Origin of the sequence: Leclercia sp. 29361 (assembly GCF_011290365.1) — a bacterium.
In the GTDB taxonomy this organism is placed as follows: Bacteria; Pseudomonadota; Gammaproteobacteria; order Enterobacterales; family Enterobacteriaceae; genus Enterobacter; species Enterobacter tamurae.
On record NZ_CP049786.1, the window covers coordinates 3817206 to 3837495 of the forward strand.

Consider the following 20290-nt stretch of genomic DNA (forward strand, 5'->3'; position numbering starts at 1 on the left):
TCAGTCCGATCTTGGCACGGAGCAGACGGGGACGGTGGTGATGGGGCCCGTTTTGAGCGAATTGCAGAAGTCTCGGATATGCTTGATAGTTATGCTTGCAGATATAATTGGCATGATCCTGAAAATTTATATTTAAAGAATTATTAAGTGCTGCCGATATTAGTAATTAAACTAAAAAAAGAAGATGTAATTTATGTTAGATTTAGACGAAATGCGCCGCGCGTTAAGAAAACAAAACTCTATAACAGCAGGTCAAGATGGTGAGAACTATGCTAGTAAATGGCTGGAAAAATCCAAGTGGAAATTTGAATGTGTTGAGCAAGGAACAAATACCTTATCTGCAAACTTGAAATCATATGGGGGGAAACGCCCCGATTTTATTATTGAGACTGACGATTCCTCGTATATTCTTTTAGATGCGAAGTATCATTCAACAGATGGGTGTACCTCCTTTACACTTACTGATTGTGAAATAGGAAAGTATCGAGCACTTCAGCAATTCTTAAAAAACGCTTATAATGATTGTACTTTCGAAGTAGTCTTCATGGTGTTTCCGAAAGAAAAAGATGGTGATGAATTCACATTTGTGAGTCTAGATGAGTTTGATAAAGGAGAGTGTACGACTCTAGCATCAAAAGATGCAACGAAAATTAGTCTGCTCAATCGAGATAACTTATGGTTTAAAAGTTAATTAATGAAAAATAATTAACCTGCGCCTTTTTTATTACTGTTTCCAGCATGCCGAAAATGTCTCTTTTATTTGAATAATTGTATATTTAATAGATATACAATTATTCCTAAGCTTATTTTTAGTTGTTAACAAGACTGTGTGCTATGAATGTCGGCTTCTGGCACAAAGCAGCCCATACAATAATTCCCTGCCTATCCCTCCATATCAAACCCAACCTTTTGAAAATCCCGATACACTTCTGGATTGCTAAACGCCGGAAACTTCGCTTTTTGAGCCGCCAGTTTCACCGCCTCACAATACTCTTTGTTGCCCTTGCTGGCTGATACCTTCAACGCCCTACCATCCTGAGCAAATTCCATATGCAGCCGACATTTTTTGCCCTTCCAGCGTTGTGGCTCAGCAATTTTATCTTCTATTGCAGCCTTAATCCCCCGCGCCTGCGCGCCCCATTCATCCTGATCCTCCCAGCGGCCAGAACCGCAACTCCCTAATGCCGTGGTTTTGTGGCATCCGGAAGGATGTAAGGCCGCACAACCTGCCATCAGGCTGACCACAACCACAAGCATGAATATCTTCCCTGGCATTTCGCGTGCTCCTGTTAAAATTGTTGGCGAGTTATTTCCGGCATGGCGGATTATCAAGCTACGGCAGCCTACTTTACCTTGTCCGGAAACAAAAAAAGAGCCCGCAAATCAGCGAACTCCTTTCACAAACCCCGCTAACCTGAACGACTACAGTTCGCCAAACACCAGCACCCCATCTCGGTCTAGCAGACTTTCATAAACAGTCTCCACCGCCTCTTTAACCTTCTCCGTCATCGGATAATAAAACCCCACAATATCCGGCTGCACCCCGAGGAAGATCACATCCCCCACATCACCCTTAAGCTGATCCACCAGATAATTAAGCGGCATATTGTGCGTCGTCATCATAAACATCTCGGCGATATCATCCGGGTCGATGCGGCGGATCTCACCGGGGTTGAGCCCCATATCCGTCGCATCGACAATCAGCAGGCGAGCCGGGCGCAGCTCACGGATCGCAACCACGTCGTTTTCCGGGGCGCTGCCGCCGTCGAACACCACCCAGTCGCCGCGCGGCGCTTCGCGGCACATCTCGGCCAGCAGCGGACCGGCACCGTCGTCGCCCATCATGCTGTTGCCGACGCAGAGTAAAACATCAGTCACGTTGCCTCCGAACCATCAGATAGATGGCGTTTTCCTGGTGAATGGCGTGGAGCATGCCGAGCATCGCCCGGCTCCACGTCTGCTGCTGCGCCGTCTGTCGCGTCATCGCGGCGTCAAAGGCGCTGGCCAGCATCACAATATGATTCGCGTCGATCACAATCTCCCCGTAGCGCGGCACGCCCTCCATTTTGCGCCGCGCCTCGCTCCCCGTTTCCAGGGTGGCGATCCACGCCAGGTACTCTTCCCACGGACAGGTCAGCGCCGCCTCCAGGCAGTCGATGACCCCCAGATGGTGGCCGATGGCCAGCCCGTAGTAGATCACCTGCTGGGCGTCGTCGGGGGTGTTGTCATTTTCGTCAATGAACTTGCGGCTGAGCTGGCTGAAGACCACGGTTTCGCTCATCAGATACGCTCCTGCCCGACCACCTGGATGAGGTTGCCGACGATTTCGTTCAGACGCGGATCGTTCTCCCGGGCCAGCCAGTCCGCCACGCTTTTATCCCCTTCCAGCAGATGGCGCATAAAATCGTCGGCAATCTGGCGGCCATAACGGTAGCCCGCCAGGCGGCGCGCGGCGCGATCGATACGTACCCGCAGGGGCTGAACCATCTCCGGATGCAGCAGTTCAGCGGGCTGGTTGTCCAGCGCCCCCGGTTCGCGGGCGTGGATCTTCTGCTCCAGCAGCCCCAGCGCCATGGCAAAACCGTACAGGGTGGCGGCTGGCGACGGCGGGCAGCCGGGGATGTAGACATCTACCGGGACGATTTTGTCAGTGCCGCCCCAGACGCAGTACAGGTCGTGGAAGATGCCGCCGGAGTTGCCGCATGCGCCATAAGAGATACAGATTTTTGGATCCGGGGCGGATTCCCACGCCCGCAGCGCCGGGGAGCGCATCGCGCGGGTGACTGCCCCGGTAAACAGCAGAATGTCGGCGTGGCGCGGGGATGGCACTACCTTGATGCCGAAGCGCTCGGTGTCGAAAATCGGCGACAGGGTGGCGAAGATCTCAATCTCGCAGCCGTTGCAGCCGCCGCAGTCGACGCGGTAGACGTAGGCGGAGCGCTTGATTTTTTTCAGCAGCGAGGCCTTCATGCTGGCGATGGACTCATCCACCGTCACCGGCACCGGGATCCCCTGTTCGTTACGTGGCCCTAACAGTTCGCTCATTGTGTCGCGTCCTTCATCTCGCGGATCAGATGGATTTTGTCCGAAGGGGTCAGCCCCTGCAGGCGCTTGCAGTCCGGGCAGGTCTCAAAACTCTCCCGGTGACGTTCAGCGCGTTTGTCGCCGTTGTGGCGCAGCAGTTCGATGACGTAGTCGATCTCTTTTTGCACCGCGTACGGGCGCTCGCACACCCGGCAGTGGCAGATGTCGAAGCGCGACTGCTGGAGGAAATCGGCCTTGCTCCACACCGCCAGCTCGTACTCCTGGGAGAGCTTGATGGCGGTGGTCGGGCAGACCTCCTCACAGCGTCCGCAGAAGATGCAGCGCCCCAGATTGAACTGCCAGAACAGCTCCCCGTTCTTTAAATCGGTCTCCACCGTCAGGGCATTCGACGGGCAGGCGTTCACGCACGCCGCGCAGCCGATACACTGCTTAGGGTCGTGCTCCGGCTTGCCGCGCATATTTTTGTCGACCGCAATCGGCTCCAGCGGGTAGGACGCCGTCACCGTGCCGGTTTTGATCACTTTTTTGATAAAGGTAAACATGGGTGCTCCGGGTTATTTCAGCGGCGAGTTCTTGCGTTCAATGCTGTAGCGTTCCAGCTCTTTGTACGGCACCACCTTGCTTTTCTTCTTGCGTACATCCACCACCGTCATGCGGTCGGTGCAGGAGTAGCAAGGGTCGAGGCTGCCGATAATCAGCGGCGCGTCGGAGACGGTATTGCCCCGCAGCATGTAGCGCAGCGTCGGCCAGTTGGCGTAGGTGGCCGCCCGGCAGCGCCAGCGCCACAGCTTCTGGTTGTCGCCGGTCATGCTCCAGTGGATATCATCCCCGCGCGGCGCTTCGCTGAAGCCCAGCGCAAAGCGGTTCGGGATATAGGTAAAGCCTTCTACCATCAGCTCGCCGCCCGGCAGGTTGTCGAGGCCGAAGTCGATCATGTTCAGGGCGGTGTAGACCTCGTTGATGCGCACTTTCAGGCGGGAAATCACGTCGCAGCCCTGCTCGGTGTGGACTTCCATCGGCAGCAGGCCGTAGCCGACAAACGGGTGATCGGCGCGGGTGTCGCGGGCGTGGCCGCTGGCGCGCACCATCGGGCCGACGTTGCTGAAGTCGCGGGCGATCTGCGGGTCGAGACGGCCCACGCCCACGGTGCGCTGCTCGATATTCGGCGTGCTCAGCAGGATATCTACCAGGTCCTGCACCTCGCGGCGCATCTGCTGGGCCAGCAGGCGGGTGGCGATCATGTCCTCTTTCAGCAGGTCGCGACGGATGCCGCCGATCAGGTTCAGGCCGTAGGTTTTACGCGCCCCGGTGAGGATCTCCGCCATTTTCATGGAGGTCTCACGCACGCGGAAGAACTGCATAAAGCCGGAGTCGAAGCCGACAAAGTGGCAGGCCAGGCCGAGATTTAGCAGGTGCGAGTGCAGACGCTCCACCTCCAGCAGGATGGCGCGGATCATCTGGGCGCGTTCCGGGACCACGATCCCCATCGCGTTCTCCACCGAGGTGGTGTAGGCCGTGCTGTGGGCAAAGCCGCAGATGCCGCAGACGCGATCCGACAGGAAGGTCACTTCGTTGTAGCCCATCCGCGTTTCAGCCAGCTTCTCCATGCCGCGATGGACGTAGAACAGGCGGTAGTCGGCGTCGATGATGTTCTCGCCGTCGACGAACAGGCGGAAGTGGCCCGGCTCATCGGAGGTGACGTGCAGGGGGCCAATCGGCACCACGTTATTTTTCTTGTCACCGAGTTCGTTGATGAACTCGTAGGTCTCTTTGTCGGTGGTCGGGGCCGGGCGCTGACGGTAGTCCATGCTGTCTTTACGCAGCGGATAGAGTTCGTCCGGCCAGTCATCCGGCAGCACCAGACGGCGCTCGTCCGGCAGGCCCACCGGAATCAGGCCGTACATGTCGCGCACTTCGCGCTCGCCCCACACTGCTGCGGGTACGCGCGGGGTGACGGACGGGAACTCCGGCTTGTCAGCGTCCACTTCCACGCGCACGGTGAGCCAGCAGCGGGTGCCCTGCTCCATCGACAGCACGTAGTAAACGGCGTAGCTGCCGCAGAGCTGGCGTTCGTCGTTACCAAACAGCACCGACAGCCAGCCGCCCAGCTTGTAGTACAGGAACTCGACCACTTCCGGCAGGTAGTTAATTTTCACCGTCACGGTGATTTGATCTTTGGTCTGCCAGGCTTCATCCAGCACCACGCCAGGGAAGGCCTGATGCAGTGCGGCGAGATAGTGTTGACCAACTTTTTCTTCAGACATGGTTATTCTCTACAGTCACGCCGCCAGCAAGGAGACGAAAGCTAAAAATGCCAGACCGAAACCGGTCCAGGTAATCCGTGAGGTGGCGTTAAAGCGCAGACGCGCCATGCTGTTCTCAAACAGAGCAATCACCAGCACGCCCACGACCAGCTTGACCACCGCAATGACCAGCGCCAGCAGCAGGCCGCCTGCGGAGAACTGCGTCATCTGTCCCCAGGGGATAAACACCCCGACGAACATCTGCAGCACCACCAGCTGTTTCAGGCTGATGCCCCACTTGAGGAGCGCAAAGCCCGCGCCGCTGTATTCCGACAGCGGGCCTTCCTGCAGCTCCTGCTCGGCTTCGGCGAGGTCAAACGGCAGCTTGCCCATCTCAATAAAGGTGGCGAAGGCGCAGGCGCACAGGGCAAGTACCAGCGTCACGGAGTGCGCCACCGGCCAGTGGTAGATCGTCGCGGTGACGGCGCTGATGTGGGTGGTGCCTGCCACCTGCGCGGCAACCCACAGACCCAGCAGCAGGATCGGCTCCACCAGCACGCCGAGCATCGCTTCACGACTCGCGCCAATCCCGGTAAACGGGCTGCCGGTATCAAGCCCGGCGATGGCGAAGAAGAAGCGGGCGATGGCGAAGAGGTAGATCAGAGTAATGAGATCCCCCAGCGCAGGCATCGGTGAAGCGATAGTGATCACCGGCAGCGCGGTGGCAATGGCAAACATCACCGCCACCATCACAAAGGGCATCAGGCGGAAGACCCAGCCGGACGCCGCCGGGGCCACGCTCTGGCGGCCCAGGAGTTTGATCAGATCCCGGTACTCCTGGAAGATATCCGGCCCGCGACGGGTGTGCAGACGGGCACGCGCCACGCGGGTAATGCCCGCCAGCAGCGGCGCAGCGGCAAACAGCACCAGCGCCTGAATCAGTGCGAAGATGAGGGTCATGCTCAGGCTCCTCGGGAGATAACAACAACCACCAGCACCGCCAGCTCAATCAGGGCGATACGGTGGAACAATACGGCGGTGCCGTCGCACTGCCAGCCAGGGATGAAGCGCACCGGGTTAAGCCACTTGCGCAGCTTCAGCACCGGGGCAAAGGACTCTTTCACCGGCATCGCAAAGCCGTGGGCGGTGATGACCATTGAGGCCTCGTGATCGTAGCCGCAGACCCAGGCAAAGCCGCGGGAGCGGTTCGGCAGGCGGTCGCCCTTGAACAGCACCAGCAGGATGAACGGCAGCAGCAGACCGGCGAGCAGCAGCAGGGTCATCATCGGTTGCGAGACGGTGGATATCTCCCCGCCGCTGACCGGGAACAGACCACTGATAATCGGCAGGAACCAGGGCGCAGCCACCCCACCCGCCACGCAGCACAGCGCTGCCAGCACGGTGCTGAAGGTCATCAGCCACGGGGCGCAGCAGGCATTTTCCGCCTCTTCGGTGCGCGGTGCGCCGAGGAAGGTGACGCCATAAACTTTCGCCATACACATCACCGCCAGCGCGCCAGTGATCGCCAGGCCGGTCGCCAGCAGCGGCCCCAGAAGGCGGGCAACAAAGGCGTCGTGGGTGCCGAGATTAAAGAAGGACTGATAGATCACCCACTCTCCGGCAAAGCCGTTCAGTGGTGGCAGGGCCGCCATCGCCATCAACCCCACCAGCATCGCCAGCGAGATGAGCGGCATTTTTTTGCCGATGCCGCCGAGCTTCTCGATGTCGCGATGACCGGTGCGATACCACACCGCGCCCGCGCCGAGGAACAGCGTGGTTTTAAACAGGCCGTGGCTGACCAGGTGGTAGAGGCCGCCGGTGAAGCCGAGCGCAATCAGCAGGTTGCTGTGCAGCGCAATACCGGTGACGCCCGCCCCGAGGCCGAGCAGGATAATGCCGATGTTTTCCAGAGTGTGGTACGCCAGCAGGCGCTGGATATTGTGCTCCATCAGGGCGTACAGCCCGCCGATAAAGGCGGTGAGCATCCCCATCACCAGCAGCAGTACCCCGAGCCACAGCGGCGGTAACGCCCCGCTCAGGGCCACGGTGAGCATGCCGTAGAGACCGACCTTCATCACCACCGTGGAGAACAGCGCGGCAGCCGGAGCGCTGGCGTTAGCATGGGCCTGCGGAGCCCAGCCGTGCAGCGGGATCACCCCGGCCAGCAGGCCAAAGCCCGCCAGCCCCGGCAGCCAGATGCTGGCCCCCGGTGCCTGGGCGGTAGCCAGGGCACTCATCGCCCCGAAGTTCAGGGTGCCGTAGTAGCTCCACGCCTGCCAGCAGGCAATAGCCAGCAGGATCGTCCCCAGACGCCCCAGCACAAACCACAGCTTGCCGGACTGGGCACAGCCGGTGAGAAACGCGGCGCAGAGGGCCATCACTTCGGCCATCACCACCAGCCAGCCGAGGTTATCGACCATGATGGCAGCCACGGCGGCGGCCATCAGCAGGTTGGTCAGCAGGCCGTTGGCTTTCGCCTGCGGGTGGCGGTGCCAGGCAATGGTATACAGGCTGATCAGGCACATCGGCAGGCCGATGGCGATCAGCCATATCGCCCGGATGCCGGACATCTGCATGCCGAGGTGCAGCCAGGCCATCTCTGCGTGCTGAGGTTGCGAAGAGAGCAGCGCGATCGCCCCTGCCCCCACCGCCATGGCGCTGGCAATCGCCCCGCCGATCCCGGCGATGGCGCAGCTGACTGAGCGGTTGGCGCAAAAAATGAGGGCCAGCACTGCGCTGATGACATACCACGCCAGCGCCTGGTTAATTAACGATAAGGCGTTCATCAAAGCTCTCCTTGTTGCGACTGGAACAGCGACAGATCGCCCAGATCCGTGTGCAGGGTGAGTTCGCGTTTGCGTTTGCTGGCGAGCGCGATGTCCTGGTTATCAATCAGACGCAGGGATTTGGTCGGGCAGGTACGCACGCACGCCGGACCATCGGGGTCGAAGTAACAGAGGTCACACTTCACGGCGATGGCGCGCACGCCGGGCACCCAGTCGAGGAACGGGCTGACGCGGGCGGGTGCCGGGGGGGCCATCGGTGCCTTGCTGGTATTACAGTTGGCAGGAATGGCCCGCGGGCGGCTGCCGGCAAACTCAACGGCGCCAAACGGACAGGCAATACCGCACAGCTTGCAGCTAACGCACAGGCTTTCATTGAGCTGGATAGCGCCGTCGATGCGGGTGATGGCATTGACCGGGCACACCTGGGCGCAGGGGGCATCTTCGCAGTGATGGCAAAGCTGCGGCGCGGAGTCGGTGTTGTTGCGCATCACTTTCAGTCGCGGCTGGCTTTGCAGGCCATGCTGGCGATGGTTTTCTGAGCAGGCCGCTTCACAGGTGTGGCACCCGATACACAGCGTGGGATCAGCAATTACAAAACGATTCACCTGGAGTCCTCTGGTGATAGTCATTTTTGACGAAAAATGGCGGAAGTGTCATTTTCGACACCTGACGACATCGAATTCAGACCGCAGCGTGGTGCTGCGCGAGTGTCGCCAGGGTCAGCGATTCGCCGCGTTCGGTGGCTTCATACAGCGCGGTATAGACGCCGTTGATTTTGTCGAGGAAATGGTTGAACACCGCCTCGCGCTGGTCGATGTGAATAGTGCCGTCCAGCATCCCGTCATCGCTCAGTCGGGCACGACCAATCAGCACTCGCGCGTCGTCGTCGCGCGCTTCAATGGTGTAATTGAAGATATGCCCGTTGAACGCCTGCTCAGGCGTCACGCGGATCAGGAAGTGGTCAAACAGCCAGAAACCCAGCCCATTGTCGTTATTGCAGCCCACGCTCAGGTGCAGACTGGCTCTGGAGAGGGTAATGGCCTGAACCAGTGAATTGCCGTAGTGATTCCAGTGGGCGCGGAGCACGCGCTGGTGCCCGGCAATAAAATTGGCTTTTTCGCTCAATTCGGTAAGTGTCATGGTGAAGTACCTGATGCGTCATATGTAAAGAGTTCGCTTCACTAAGCACGATCCATGCCATTTTTTAACACACTGAATTTCATGATAAATATTTTTTGAAGCCTGCCCGATCACAAAAAATGACATGTCATTTCGTCATCTTTGTCAGGGCTCACGCTTTTCCCGCCCTTTCTCCTCTCTAAAAGCTGGCATCAATATTGCTTAACCCCCACGACTTCAACGGGAATAGCACAATGCACGAAATCACCCTCTGCCAGCAGGCGCTGGAATTGATCGAACAACAGGCCCATCAGCACCACGCGAAGCGGGTGACGGATGTCTGGCTGCGCGTCGGCGCCTTTTCCTGCGTCGAAAGCAGCGCGCTGGAATTTTGCTTTGAGCTGGTGTGCCGCGGCACCCTGGCCGAAGGCTGCGGGCTGCATCTCGAAGAGCAGCAGGCGGAATGCTGGTGTCAGGACTGTCAGGCTTATGTCCAGCTGCTTACCCATCGCGTACGACGCTGCCCCGACTGTGGCGGCGCAAGTCTGAATATCGTCGCCGACGACGGACTGCATATCACGCGTCTGGAAATTGAACAGGAGTAAATCATGTGTACCACCTGCGGTTGCGCCCAAGGCAACCTCTATATAGAAGGTGACGAGCGGAATGCCCATTCCGCTTTTCGCAGCGCCCCCTTCTCTCCGGCACCACGCCAGGCGTTTAACGTCACGCGGATTGACGGCGGGGAGTTTGCCCCTTCAGAACACCAGCCGGGCCAGCTTGATTACGGCCAGGGCGCCGCAGGCACTCACGCGCCGGGCCTGAGCCAGCGCAAGATGGTCGAGATTGAGATCGACGTGCTGAGCAAAAATAATCAGCTCGCTAAGCAGAACCGCCAGCGGTTCAGCGCCCGGCAGCAGCTGGCGCTGAACCTGGTCTCCAGCCCCGGCTCCGGTAAAACCACCCTGCTGACCGAGACCTTAAAGCGCTTACAGCAGCGCGTGCCCTGCGCGGTGATCGAAGGCGATCAGCAGACCGTAAACGACGCCGAGCGGATCCGCGCCACCGGCACCCCGGCGATCCAGGTCAATACCGGCAAAGGCTGCCACCTCGACGCCCAGATGATTCACGACGCGATGCAGCGCCTACCCCTGGATGAGGGCGGGATCATGTTTATCGAGAACGTCGGCAATCTGGTCTGCCCGGCGAGCTTCGATCTCGGGGAGCGTCACAAGGTGGCGGTGCTCTCCGTTACCGAGGGCGAGGACAAGCCGCTGAAGTACCCCCACATGTTCGCTGCCGCCTCCATCATGCTGCTCAATAAGGTCGACCTGCTGCCGTACCTCAACTTTGACGTGGAGAAGTGCCTCGCCGCCGCCCGGGAAGTGAATCCGGATATTGCGATCCTGCTGGTTTCCGCCACGCGCGGGGACGGGATGGACGCCTGGCTTGACTGGCTGGAGGCGCAGCGATGTGCATAGGCGTACCCGGAAAAATCAGCGCCATCGTGGACGGTATGCAGGCCAAAGTTGAGGTCTGCGGCGTGCTGCGCGATGTGGATCTGACCCTGGTGGGTGCTCACGACGAAAACGGCACCAGCCGTCTCGGCCAGTGGGTGTTAGTCCACGTCGGCTTCGCCATGAGCGTGATTAATGAAGAGGAGGCGCTGGATACCCTCGCCGCCCTGCAGAATATGTTCGACGTCGAGCCGGACGTCGGCCCGCTGCTGTTTGGCGAGGAGTCCCGCTGATGCGCTTTGTTGACGAATACCGCGACCCGCAGAAGGTGATGCGCCTGATTGAGACGCTGAAAACCCGCGCCGAAGCCTTGCCTTATACCCCCCAGCGTCCGCTGCGGATTATGGAGGTGTGCGGCGGGCACACCCACGCCATCTTTAAGTTCGGGCTCGATCAACTCCTGCCGGAGAATATTGAGTTTATCCACGGCCCCGGCTGCCCGGTATGCGTCCTGCCGATGGGGCGGATCGACACCTGCATTGAGATCGCCAGCCACCCGGAGGTGATCTTCTGTACCTTCGGGGATGCGATGCGGGTCCCGGGTAAAAACGGCTCCCTGCTGGATGCCCGGATGCGCGGCGCGGACGTGCGGATTATCTACTCCCCCGCCGACGCCCTGAAGCTGGCCCAGCAGAACCCGGATCGTAAAGTGGTCTTCTTCGGCCTGGGGTTCGAAACCACCATGCCCGCCACCGCCCTGACCCTGCGTCAGGCTAAGGCCGCTCAGGTGCAGAACTTCTTCTTTTTCTGTCAGCACATCACCCTGATCCCGGTGCTGAAAAGCCTGCTGGAACAGCCGGAGAACGGCATCGACGCTTTTCTGGCCCCGGGGCACGTCAGCATGGTGATTGGCACCCACGCCTACGATTTTATCGCCGCTGAACATCAGCGCCCGCTGGCGGTGGCCGGTTTTGAACCGGTGGATCTGCTGCAGGGCGTATTGATGCTGGTGGAGCAGAAAATCGCCGGCGTCAGCCAGGTCGAAAACCAGTATCGCCGCATCGTGCCGGAAGCGGGTAATACCGTGGCGCAGACCGCGATTGCCGAGGTGTTTGGCATTGAAGGCGACAGCGAATGGCGCGGGCTGGGGGTGATCGAACACTCCGGCGTACATCTCACCGAAGCGTATCGCCAGTTTGACGCCGAGCGCCACTTCAGCACCCGGGCGCAAGACATCTGCGACGATCCTGAGGCACGCTGCGGGGCTGTCCTGACCGGGCGCTGCAAACCGGCCCAGTGCCCGCTGTTTGGTAATAAATGCACCCCGCAAAGCGCCTTTGGCGCGCTGATGGTGTCATCCGAAGGGGCGTGTAGCGCCTGGTATCAGTACCGTTCTCAGGAGTGTGAAAGTTGAAACAGATAACCCTCGCCCACGGGAGCGGCGGCCAGGCCATGCAGCAGCTGATCGGCGAGCTTTTTATGCGCGCCTTCGCCAACCCACTGCTGAACGAGCAGGAAGACCAGGCCCGTATTCCCCTGCAGGAGCTTACCGCTCAGGGCGACAGGCTGGCCTTTTCCACCGACAGCTACGTGATTGACCCGCTGTTCTTCCCCGGGGGCGATATCGGCAAGCTGGCGATCTGCGGCACCGCCAACGACGTGGCGGTCAGCGGAGCGATCCCACGCTGGCTCTCCTGCGGCTTTATCCTTGAGGAGGGGCTGGAGATGGCGACGCTGGAACGCATCGTCACCAGCATGGCCACCGCCGCCTCTGAAGCAGGCATCACCATTGTGACCGGCGATACCAAAGTGGTTCCTCGCGGCGCGGCGGATAAGGTGTTTATTAACACCGCCGGTATCGGTTCGATTCCCGAGGGCGTAAACTGGGGCATGCGCCAGATTGCGGTCGGCGATGTGCTGCTGGTCAGCGGTACGCTGGGCGATCACGGCGCGACCATCCTGAATCTGCGTGAAGGTTTAGGCCTGGACGGCGATCTGCAAAGCGACTGCGCCGTTCTGACGCCGCTGATTCAGGCGCTGCGGGCGGAGCCGGGCATCAAAGCCCTGCGCGACGCTACCCGCGGCGGCGTGAATGCTGTCGCCCATGAGTTTGCCGCCAGCAGCGGCTGTGGGATCGAATTACAGGAGAACGCCCTGCCGGTGAAGCCCGCCGTGCGCGGCGCGTGCGAACTGCTGGGCCTGGATCCGCTCAACTTCGCCAACGAAGGCAAGCTGGTGATTGCGGTCGGACGCCATGAAGCGGAGCGCGTGCTAGGCTTATTACGCCAGCATCCTCTGGGCCAGGACGCGGCCATCATCGGCGAGGTGGTGGAACGCCAGGGTGTCCGGCTCACCGGACTGTACGGCGTGAAGCGAACCCTGAACTTACCGCATGCCGAACCGCTACCGCGTATTTGCTGACCCCGGCAGCACCTATTAGCTTCTCATTTTCTGGATATAACGCATGTCGTATACACCCACGAACGATCCCCTCGATCAAGGATTGTTCGATATTACCCGTACCCTGCTGCAACAGCCCGCTCTCTGCGCCCTGGCGCGATCGTTGACCTGGCATGCCCGGCAGATGAACCTGGCCGATCGCGCCCATATTCTGCTCTGGCAGTTAGAGCAGCGTCGCGTCTGTCTGTACGGTACTGACGAGCAGGATCGGGATATCCGCTATGAAGATGAGCCGCTGCTGGCGAACGGACCTTTCCGCCGCATGCTGTCGCGCCCGGACGTATTGCACTGTCAGGCGGACACCTTTAAAGAGACCTGGCCAGCGCTGGCCGGGCTGGATCTTTATGCCCCCTTTGCCCACTACTGCCTGACCCCGCTGGCCGCCGACGGACGGATCTTCGGCGGCTGCGAGTTCCTGCGCGACGACGATCTGCCCTGGTGCGAGAGCGATCTCTCCCGGCTGCAAACCCTGACCCAGGCAGCCGGTCTGGCAGTGGAGCAGATCCTGGCCCGGCAGAATAACAGCGACAGCTACGATGTGCTGTGCCGGGAGCGCAACGACTTTCGCCTGCTGGTCGCCATCACCAACGCGGTGCTGTCTAAACTCGACCTTGATGAGCTGGTGACGGAGGTCTCCCGGGAGATCCAGCGCAACTTCGGCATTGATTCCATCAGCATGGTGTTGCGCAGCGAGCGCAAGGGCAAGCTCCTCGTCTACTCCACCCATTACCTGGATAAAAACGCCCCGCTGTACGATCAGAGCGAGGTGGACGAGAAAGGCACGCTGTCCGAAAAAGTGATGCGTAACAAAAAGATGCTGATGCTTAACCTGCACAGTCGTGACCAGCACGCCCCTTACGAACGGATGCTGTTTGATATGTGGGGCGAACAGGATCAGACCCTGTGCCTGTTCCCGCTGATCTTCCGCGAGCGGATCCTCGGCACCCTGAAGCTGGCCCAGTGCAAAGCCCAGGTGTTTACCGCCTCGAATCTGGAGCTGCTGAACCAGATTGCCGAACGCATCGCCATTGCGGTGGATAACGCCCTCTCCTACCGCGAAATCAGCCACCTCAAGGAGCGGCTGATCGACGAGAACCTCGCCCTGACCGAGCAGATCAACAATGTCGCCACCGACTTTGGCGAAATCATTGGCCGCAGCTCGCCGATGATGACGGTGATGAAGCAGGTGGAGATGGTGGCCCACAGCAACAGTACGGTGCTGATCCTGGGGGAGACCGGGACCGGTAAAGAGCTGATTGCCCGCGCCATTCATAATCTGAGCGGACGCAGCGAGCGGCGGATGGTGAAGATGAACTGCGCGGCGATGCCCGCCGGGCTGCTGGAGAGCGACCTGTTCGGCCACGAGCGCGGGGCATTTACCGGCGCCAGCGCCCAGCATATTGGCCGCTTTGAGCTGGCAGACAAGAGCACGCTGTTTCTCGATGAAGTGGGCGATATGCCCATTGAGCTGCAGCCCAAGCTGCTGCGTGTGCTCCAGGAGCAGGAGTTTGAGCGGCTCGGCAGCAATCGCACTATTCACACTGACGTGCGCCTGATTGCCGCAACTAACCGCGACTTAACGCAAATGGTCGCCGATCGTGAGTTTCGCAGCGACCTTTATTACCGGCTCAATGTGTTCCCGATCTTCCTCCCGCCGCTGCGGGAACGCCCGGAAGATATCCCCCTGCTGGTGAAGTCGTTCACCTTCAAGATCGCCCACCGGCTGGGACGCAATATCGACAGCATCCCGGCGGATACCCTGCGTCAGCTCAGCAAAATGGAGTGGCCGGGCAACGTGCGTGAGCTGGAAAACGTGATTGAGCGCGCGGTGCTCCTGACCCGTGGCAATGTCCTGCAACTGTCGCTCCCGGATATCGATTATCCTCGCTTCGCCAGCACCGCGACGCCGGAGGCGCCAGTCAGTCCGATTCGCGAAGGCGAGGAGGAATATCAACACATTATGCGGGTGCTGAAAGAGACCAACGGTGTGATCGCCGGACCTAAAGGGGCAGCAAAACGGCTGGGACTGAAGCGCACCACGCTCCTGTCGCGCATGAAGCGGCTGGGGATCGATAAGAACGCTATTTTGTAAGGCCCTGCAGGGAAATATCACCCGCATGAGTGGAATATAATACTCAGGTTTTCGGGGTGCTATTTCCCTGTCATCATCCGCGTCATTCTCCTGTCATATTCCTCTGCATTTTTGTTTTCGCTCCGCGAATTTCGTCACAATAAGACATTTCTCAAGAAAAATTCATACCGCGTTCAGCCCTTATCTCATGGGAAATTGCGCCGATTCGCGCGCGGCAAAAATCATGCCACAAGCCGATCCAGGGTTGTCTCAGATTCTGAGTATGTTAGGGTATGGCCGGTTAATTATATTCACTGGTAATGATATCGACATAAATAAATAACGGGACATTCTTTATTGCATGGCAATTAAATTAGAAGTTAAGAATCTTTATAAAGTATTTGGCGAGCACCCGCAGCGCGCATTCAAATATATTGAAAAAGGCCTTTCAAAAGAAGTAATTCTGGAAAAAACCGGGCTGTCGCTTGGCGTTAAAGACGCCAGTCTGGCCATTGAAGAAGGCGAGATTTTTGTCATCATGGGGTTATCCGGTTCGGGTAAATCCACTATGGTTCGCCTTCTCAATCGCCTGATTGAACCCACCCGCGGACAGGTGCTGATAGATGGCGTTGATATTGCCAAAATATCGGACGCCGAGCTCCGCGAGGTGCGCAGAAAAAAGATCGCGATGGTGTTTCAGTCGTTCGCTTTGATGCCGCATATGACGGTGTTAAATAACACCGCCTTTGGTATGGAATTAGCCGGCGTACCGGCCAATGAGCGCCAGGAAAAAGCGCTGGATGCACTGCGTCAGGTAGGGCTGGAAAATTACGCCCACGCGTACCCGGATGAACTTTCCGGCGGGATGCGTCAGCGCGTCGGATTAGCCCGCGCATTAGCGATCAATCCCGATATATTATTAATGGATGAGGCCTTCTCGGCGCTCGATCCCTTAATTCGTACCGAGATGCAGGATGAGCTGGTAAAACTGCAGTCGCGTCATCAACGTACCATTGTCTTTATTTCCCATGACCTCGATGAAGCCATGCGTATTGGCGACCGGATTGCCATTATGCAAAACGGCGAAGTGGTGCAGGTGGGAACCCCGGATGAAATTCTCAATAATCCGGCGAATGATTATGTGCGTACCTTCTTCCGCGGAGTCGATATTAGCCAGGTGTTCAGCGCCAAAGATATTGCCCGCCGAACCCCGAACGGCATTATCCGTAAAACGCCAGGTTTCGGCCCGCGATCGGCGCTCAAACTGCTGCAGGATGAAGACCGCGAATACGGCTATCTGGTTGAACGCGGTAATAAATTTGTGGGTGTTGTCTCCATCGATTCTCTGAAAACCGCCCTTGGCGAAAATCAGGGTATCGATGCGGCGTTAATTGACGCTCCGCTTGCCGTGGACGCGGAAACGCCGCTCAGCGAGTTGCTCTCCCATGTCGGTCAGGCGCCCTGCGCGGTACCGGTAGTCGGAGAGGAACAACAGTACGTCGGCATCATCTCAAAACGCATGTTGCTGCAGGCTTTAGATCGCGAGGGGGCAAACAATGGCTGATCAATCAAACCCGTGGGGCACCACCGAGGCTGCGGACAGCGCGGCACAATCCGCTGACGCGTGGGGCTCTTCCACCGCAGCTCCTGCGCCAACCGATGGCGGCGCGGCAGACTGGCTGACCAGCGCGCCGGCGCCGGCACCCGAGCATTTCAATATTATGGACCCGTTCCATAAGACGCTGATCCCGCTCGACAGCTGGGTTACCGAAGGGATCGACTGGGTGGTCACCCACTTCCGTCCGGTGTTCCAGGGCATTCGCGTGCCGGTGGATTACATCCTGAACGGCTTCCAGCAGATGTTGCTGGGGATGCCTGCTCCGGTGGCGATTGCGCTGTTCGCGCTGATTGCCTGGCAGTTTGGCAGCGCGGGAATGGGCGTGGCGACGCTGATCTCGCTGATCCTGATCGGCGCGATCGGCGCCTGGTCGCAGGCGATGATCACCCTGGCGCTGGTGCTGACCGCCCTGCTCTTCTGCGTGGTGATAGGCCTGCCGATGGGGATCTGGCTGGCGCGCAGTCCGCGGGCAGCCAAAATTATCCGCCCGCTATTGGATGCGATGCAGACCACCCCGGCGTTTGTCTACCTGGTGCCGATCGTGATGCTGTTCGGTATCGGTAACGTGCCGGGCGTGGTGGTGACCATTATCTTCGCCCTGCCGCCGATTGTGCGTCTGACCATTCTGGGGATTAACCAGGTGCCGGCGGATCTGATCGAAGCCTCACGCTCGTTTGGTGCCAGCCCGCGCCAGATGCTGTTTAAGGTGCAACTCCCGCTGGCGATGCCGACCATTATGGCCGGTGTGAACCAGACCCTGATGCTGGCCCTGTCGATGGTGGTGATCGCCTCGATGATCGCCGTGGGCGGTCTGGGCCAGATGGTGCTGCGCGGGATCGGCCGTCTCGATATGGGACTGGCCACCGTAGGCGGCGTCGGGATCGTGATCCTCGCCATTATTCTTGACCGCCTGACCCAGGCTGTCGGTCGTGATTCACGCAGTCGCGGCAACCGTCGCTGGTACAACACCGGCCCTGTCGGGTTAATCACCCGCCCATTCGTAAAATAAGGAACAACGATGCGACATAGCGTAATTTTTGCCACAGCGTTTGCCACCCTTGCCTCCACCAGCGCATTTGCTGCCGATCTGCCGGGCAAAGGCATTACCGTGCAACCGGTACAGAGCACAATCTCCGAAGAGTCGTTCCAGACCGGGCTGGTGAGCCGGGCGCTGGAGAAGCTGGGTTATACTGTCAGCAAGCCCAGCGAAGTGGATTACAACGTGGGCTATACCTCGATTGCCTCCGGCGATGCCACCTTTACGGCCGTGAACTGGCAGCCGCTGCATGACGATATGTACAGCGCGGCGGGCGGCGATAAGAAGTTCTACCGTGAAGGGACCTTTGTCTCCGGCGCCGCACAGGGCTACCTGATCGACAAAAAGACTGCCGATCAGTACCACATCACCAACATCGAACAGCTGAAAGATCCTAAGATCGCCAAACTGTTTGATACCAACGGTGACGGCAAAGCCGACATGATGGGCTGCTCCCCGGGCTGGGGCTGCGAAGCGGTGATTAACCACCAGAACAAAACCTTTGACCTGGCGAAAACCGTCGACGTCAGCCACGGCAACTACTCAGCGATGATGGCCGACACCATTGCCCGCTTTAAAGAAGGCAAGCCAGTCATCTACTACACCTGGACGCCGTACTGGGTGAGCGACGTGCTGAAGCCGGGTAAAGATGTGGTCTGGCTGCAGGTGCCATTCTCCTCCCTGCCGGGCGAGCAGAAAGAGATCGACACCAAACTGCCTAACGGCATGAACTACGGTTTCCCGGTCAACACCATGCACATCGTGGCCAACAAAGCCTGGGCTGAGAAAAACCCGGCTGCGGCGAAGCTGTTCTCGGTAATGAAGCTGCCGCTGGCGGATATCAACGCCCAGAACGCGATGATGCACGCGGGCAAATCCTCTGAAGCCGATGTCCAGGGTCACGTTGACGGCTGGATCAAAGCCCACCAGCAGCAGTTTGATGCGTGGGTGAATGAGGCGCTGGCTGCGCAGAAGTAAGTCACTGCACGCTGTGTCCCCTCACCCCGGCCCTCTCCCAAAGGGAGAGGGTGTACAAATTCCCTCTCCCTTTGGGAGAGGGTTAGGGTGAGGGGATCAGACCGCACGATCTATCACTCAACAACTCCCCGCCTCCCTTCTTCATCCGTTATTATGGTTTCTGAAAAAATAATCACTCAACTAATGATTTCAAAAACCTGATGACAAAAAATAATCAAGGGCTTAGCCCTGCTCTCATTCTGCTGATGTCAGTGGCAACCGGTCTGGCAGTCGCCAGTAACTATTACGCTCAGCCGCTGCTGGAAACCATCGCTCGCAACTTTTCCCTGTCTGCCAGCTCGGCCGGTTTTATCGTGACCGCCGCTCAGCTGGGGTATGCCGTGGGCCTGCTGTTCCTCGTCCCGCTGGGAGATATGTTCGAGCGCCGGGCGATGATTGTCTCCATGACCCTGCTGGCCGCTGGCGGGATGCTGATTACCGCCTCCAGCCAGTCGCTGGCAATGATGATCGTTGGTACCGCCCTGACCGGGCTGTTCTCGGTGGTGGCGCAAATTTTAGTCCCGCTCGCCGCCACCCTCGCCTCGCCGGAAAAACGCGGCAAGGTGGTCGGGACCATCATGAGCGGCCTGCTGTTGGGGATTTTGCTGGCGCGTACCGTGGCGGGTCTGCTGGCGGGTATCGGCGGCTGGCGCACCGTGTACTGGGTGGCCTCAGTGCTGATGGTGGTGATGGCTCTCGCCCTGTGGCGCGGCCTGCCGAAGGTGAAGTCTGAGACGCATCTTAACTATCCCCAGCTGCTGGGGTCCGTTTTTAGCCTGTTCACCCGCGATAAACTGCTGCGTACCCGGGCGCTGCTGGGTTGTTTCACCTTCGCCAACTTCAGCATCCTCTGGACGTCGATGGCCTTCCTGCTGGCCTCTCCGCCATTCAACTATTCTGAAGGGATGATCGGCCTGTTCGGCCTGGCGGGTGCTGCCGGGGCACTGGGGGCGCGTCCTGCGGGCGGTCTGGCGGACAAGGGCAAATCGCATATCACCACTACCGTCGGGCTGGTGATGCTGCTCCTCTCCTGGGCGGCGATCTGGTACGGGCACATCTCGGTGCTGGCGCTGATTGTCGGCATCCTGGTGCTGGACCTCACCGTGCAGGGGGTGCATATCACCAACCAGACCGTGATCTACCGCGTCAAGCCGGACGCCCGTAACCGCCTCACGGCCGGGTATATGACCAGCTACTTTATCGGCGGTGCCGCCGGGTCACTGATCTCCGCCTACGCGTGGCAGCATGGCGGCTGGACGGGCGTCTGTGTGGCCGGGACGGTGATGGCGATCCTGAACCTGCTGGTGTGGTGGCGCGGCTACCATCGTCAGGAAGCTATTCAATAAGGTTTACATAAGTTTGGGGCTCCTCAGGGTGTTAAGGAGCCCCTCAGTCTGATATGGTGGCGGAATCATTTATTCCGGAAATTTTTATGTGG

The 20290-nt window shown here is 59.1% G+C and carries 21 protein-coding genes; 11 read left to right on the plus strand and 10 right to left on the minus strand.

From position 1 onward, the window contains the following. Positions 1-193 precede the first annotated feature (193 nt). Positions 194-691: a hypothetical protein gene (locus G7090_RS18220; protein WP_166183632.1), complete on the plus strand. Its 498-nt coding sequence runs from the start codon at positions 194-196 to the stop codon at positions 689-691. A 191-nt stretch (positions 692-882) separates the two neighbouring features. Here G7090_RS18220 and G7090_RS18225 read toward each other — a convergent pair whose 3' ends face one another. From G7090_RS18225 to G7090_RS18270, 10 genes are all read right to left on the minus strand, one after another. Next, positions 883-1257: a cell envelope integrity TolA C-terminal domain-containing protein gene (locus G7090_RS18225; RefSeq protein ID WP_166183635.1), complete on the minus strand. Its 375-nt coding sequence runs from the start codon at positions 1255-1257 to the stop codon at positions 883-885. 165 nt (positions 1258-1422) lie between these two features. Further along, complete coding sequence (gene hycI, locus G7090_RS18230; RefSeq protein WP_166183637.1) at positions 1423-1878, minus strand: hydrogenase maturation peptidase HycI; 456 nt, start codon at positions 1876-1878, stop codon at positions 1423-1425. After that, positions 1871-2281, minus strand: a complete 411-nt coding sequence (locus tag G7090_RS18235; RefSeq protein ID WP_166183639.1) for a formate hydrogenlyase maturation HycH family protein — start codon at positions 2279-2281, stop codon at positions 1871-1873. Before G7090_RS18235 ends, hycI begins: the two co-directional genes overlap by 8 nt. Next, entirely contained in the window at positions 2281-3045 is a 765-nt protein-coding gene (nuoB, locus tag G7090_RS18240; RefSeq protein ID WP_106994538.1) for an NADH-quinone oxidoreductase subunit B family protein, read from the minus strand. Before nuoB ends, G7090_RS18235 begins: the two co-directional genes overlap by 1 nt. Continuing rightward, positions 3042-3587, minus strand: a complete 546-nt coding sequence (locus G7090_RS18245) for a formate hydrogenlyase complex iron-sulfur subunit (protein ID WP_166183641.1) — start codon at positions 3585-3587, stop codon at positions 3042-3044. Before G7090_RS18245 ends, nuoB begins: the two co-directional genes overlap by 4 nt. Before the next feature lie 12 nt (positions 3588-3599). Beyond that, entirely contained in the window at positions 3600-5309 is a 1710-nt protein-coding gene (gene hycE, locus G7090_RS18250) for a formate hydrogenlyase subunit HycE (RefSeq protein ID WP_166183644.1), read from the minus strand. Positions 5310-5324: 15 nt separating this feature from the next. After that, complete coding sequence (locus G7090_RS18255; protein WP_166183646.1) at positions 5325-6248, minus strand: respiratory chain complex I subunit 1 family protein; 924 nt, start codon at positions 6246-6248, stop codon at positions 5325-5327. Positions 6249-6250: 2 nt separating this feature from the next. Further along, positions 6251-8074, minus strand: coding sequence for a formate hydrogenlyase subunit 3 (gene hycC, locus G7090_RS18260; protein WP_166183649.1), 1824 nt, complete (start codon positions 8072-8074; stop codon positions 6251-6253). Beyond that, positions 8074-8679 (minus strand): 4Fe-4S dicluster domain-containing protein, encoded by a 606-nt coding sequence (locus tag G7090_RS18265; protein ID WP_166183651.1) that lies wholly within the window; start codon positions 8677-8679, stop codon positions 8074-8076. The genes hycC and G7090_RS18265 overlap by 1 nt, the downstream gene beginning before the upstream one ends. Before the next feature lie 76 nt (positions 8680-8755). Beyond that, the gene (locus G7090_RS18270; protein ID WP_166183654.1) at positions 8756-9214 is read right to left on the minus strand and encodes a transcriptional regulator; all 459 of its coding nucleotides are present in this window, start codon (positions 9212-9214) and stop codon (positions 8756-8758) included. A gap of 233 nt (positions 9215-9447) precedes the next feature. Here G7090_RS18270 and hypA point away from each other — a divergent pair, with 233 nt between their 5' ends. The 10 genes from hypA (at position 9448) to G7090_RS18320 (ending at position 20198) form a co-directional block, all read left to right on the plus strand. Next, entirely contained in the window at positions 9448-9798 is a 351-nt protein-coding gene (hypA, locus tag G7090_RS18275) for a hydrogenase maturation nickel metallochaperone HypA (protein ID WP_106994531.1), read from the plus strand. Between the two features lie 3 nt (positions 9799-9801). Beyond that, on the plus strand, positions 9802-10674 hold the full coding sequence (hypB, locus tag G7090_RS18280; RefSeq protein WP_166183656.1) for a hydrogenase nickel incorporation protein HypB: 873 nt from the start codon (positions 9802-9804) through the stop codon (positions 10672-10674). Continuing rightward, positions 10665-10943, plus strand: coding sequence for a HypC/HybG/HupF family hydrogenase formation chaperone (locus tag G7090_RS18285; RefSeq protein WP_106994529.1), 279 nt, complete (start codon positions 10665-10667; stop codon positions 10941-10943). Before hypB ends, G7090_RS18285 begins: the two co-directional genes overlap by 10 nt. Further along, on the plus strand, positions 10943-12064 hold the full coding sequence (hypD, locus tag G7090_RS18290; RefSeq protein WP_166183658.1) for a hydrogenase formation protein HypD: 1122 nt from the start codon (positions 10943-10945) through the stop codon (positions 12062-12064). Before G7090_RS18285 ends, hypD begins: the two co-directional genes overlap by 1 nt. Then, positions 12061-13071, plus strand: coding sequence for a hydrogenase expression/formation protein HypE (hypE, locus tag G7090_RS18295; RefSeq protein WP_166183661.1), 1011 nt, complete (start codon positions 12061-12063; stop codon positions 13069-13071). The genes hypD and hypE overlap by 4 nt, the downstream gene beginning before the upstream one ends. A 43-nt stretch (positions 13072-13114) precedes the next feature. Beyond that, positions 13115-15202 (plus strand): formate hydrogenlyase transcriptional activator FlhA, encoded by a 2088-nt coding sequence (flhA, locus tag G7090_RS18300; protein WP_166183663.1) that lies wholly within the window; start codon positions 13115-13117, stop codon positions 15200-15202. Between the two features lie 340 nt (positions 15203-15542). Beyond that, positions 15543-16745: a glycine betaine/L-proline ABC transporter ATP-binding protein ProV gene (proV, locus tag G7090_RS18305; protein ID WP_166183665.1), complete on the plus strand. Its 1203-nt coding sequence runs from the start codon at positions 15543-15545 to the stop codon at positions 16743-16745. Continuing rightward, a complete protein-coding gene (gene proW / locus G7090_RS18310; RefSeq protein WP_166183668.1) occupies positions 16738-17808 on the plus strand; it encodes a glycine betaine/L-proline ABC transporter permease ProW in 1071 nt (356 codons plus the stop codon). Before proV ends, proW begins: the two co-directional genes overlap by 8 nt. A gap of 9 nt (positions 17809-17817) precedes the next feature. After that, entirely contained in the window at positions 17818-18813 is a 996-nt protein-coding gene (gene proX, locus G7090_RS18315; RefSeq protein ID WP_166183671.1) for a glycine betaine/L-proline ABC transporter substrate-binding protein ProX, read from the plus strand. 200 nt (positions 18814-19013) lie between these two features. Further along, positions 19014-20198, plus strand: a complete 1185-nt coding sequence (locus G7090_RS18320; RefSeq protein ID WP_166183673.1) for an MFS transporter — start codon at positions 19014-19016, stop codon at positions 20196-20198. The last annotated feature ends 92 nt before the right edge of the window (positions 20199-20290 follow it).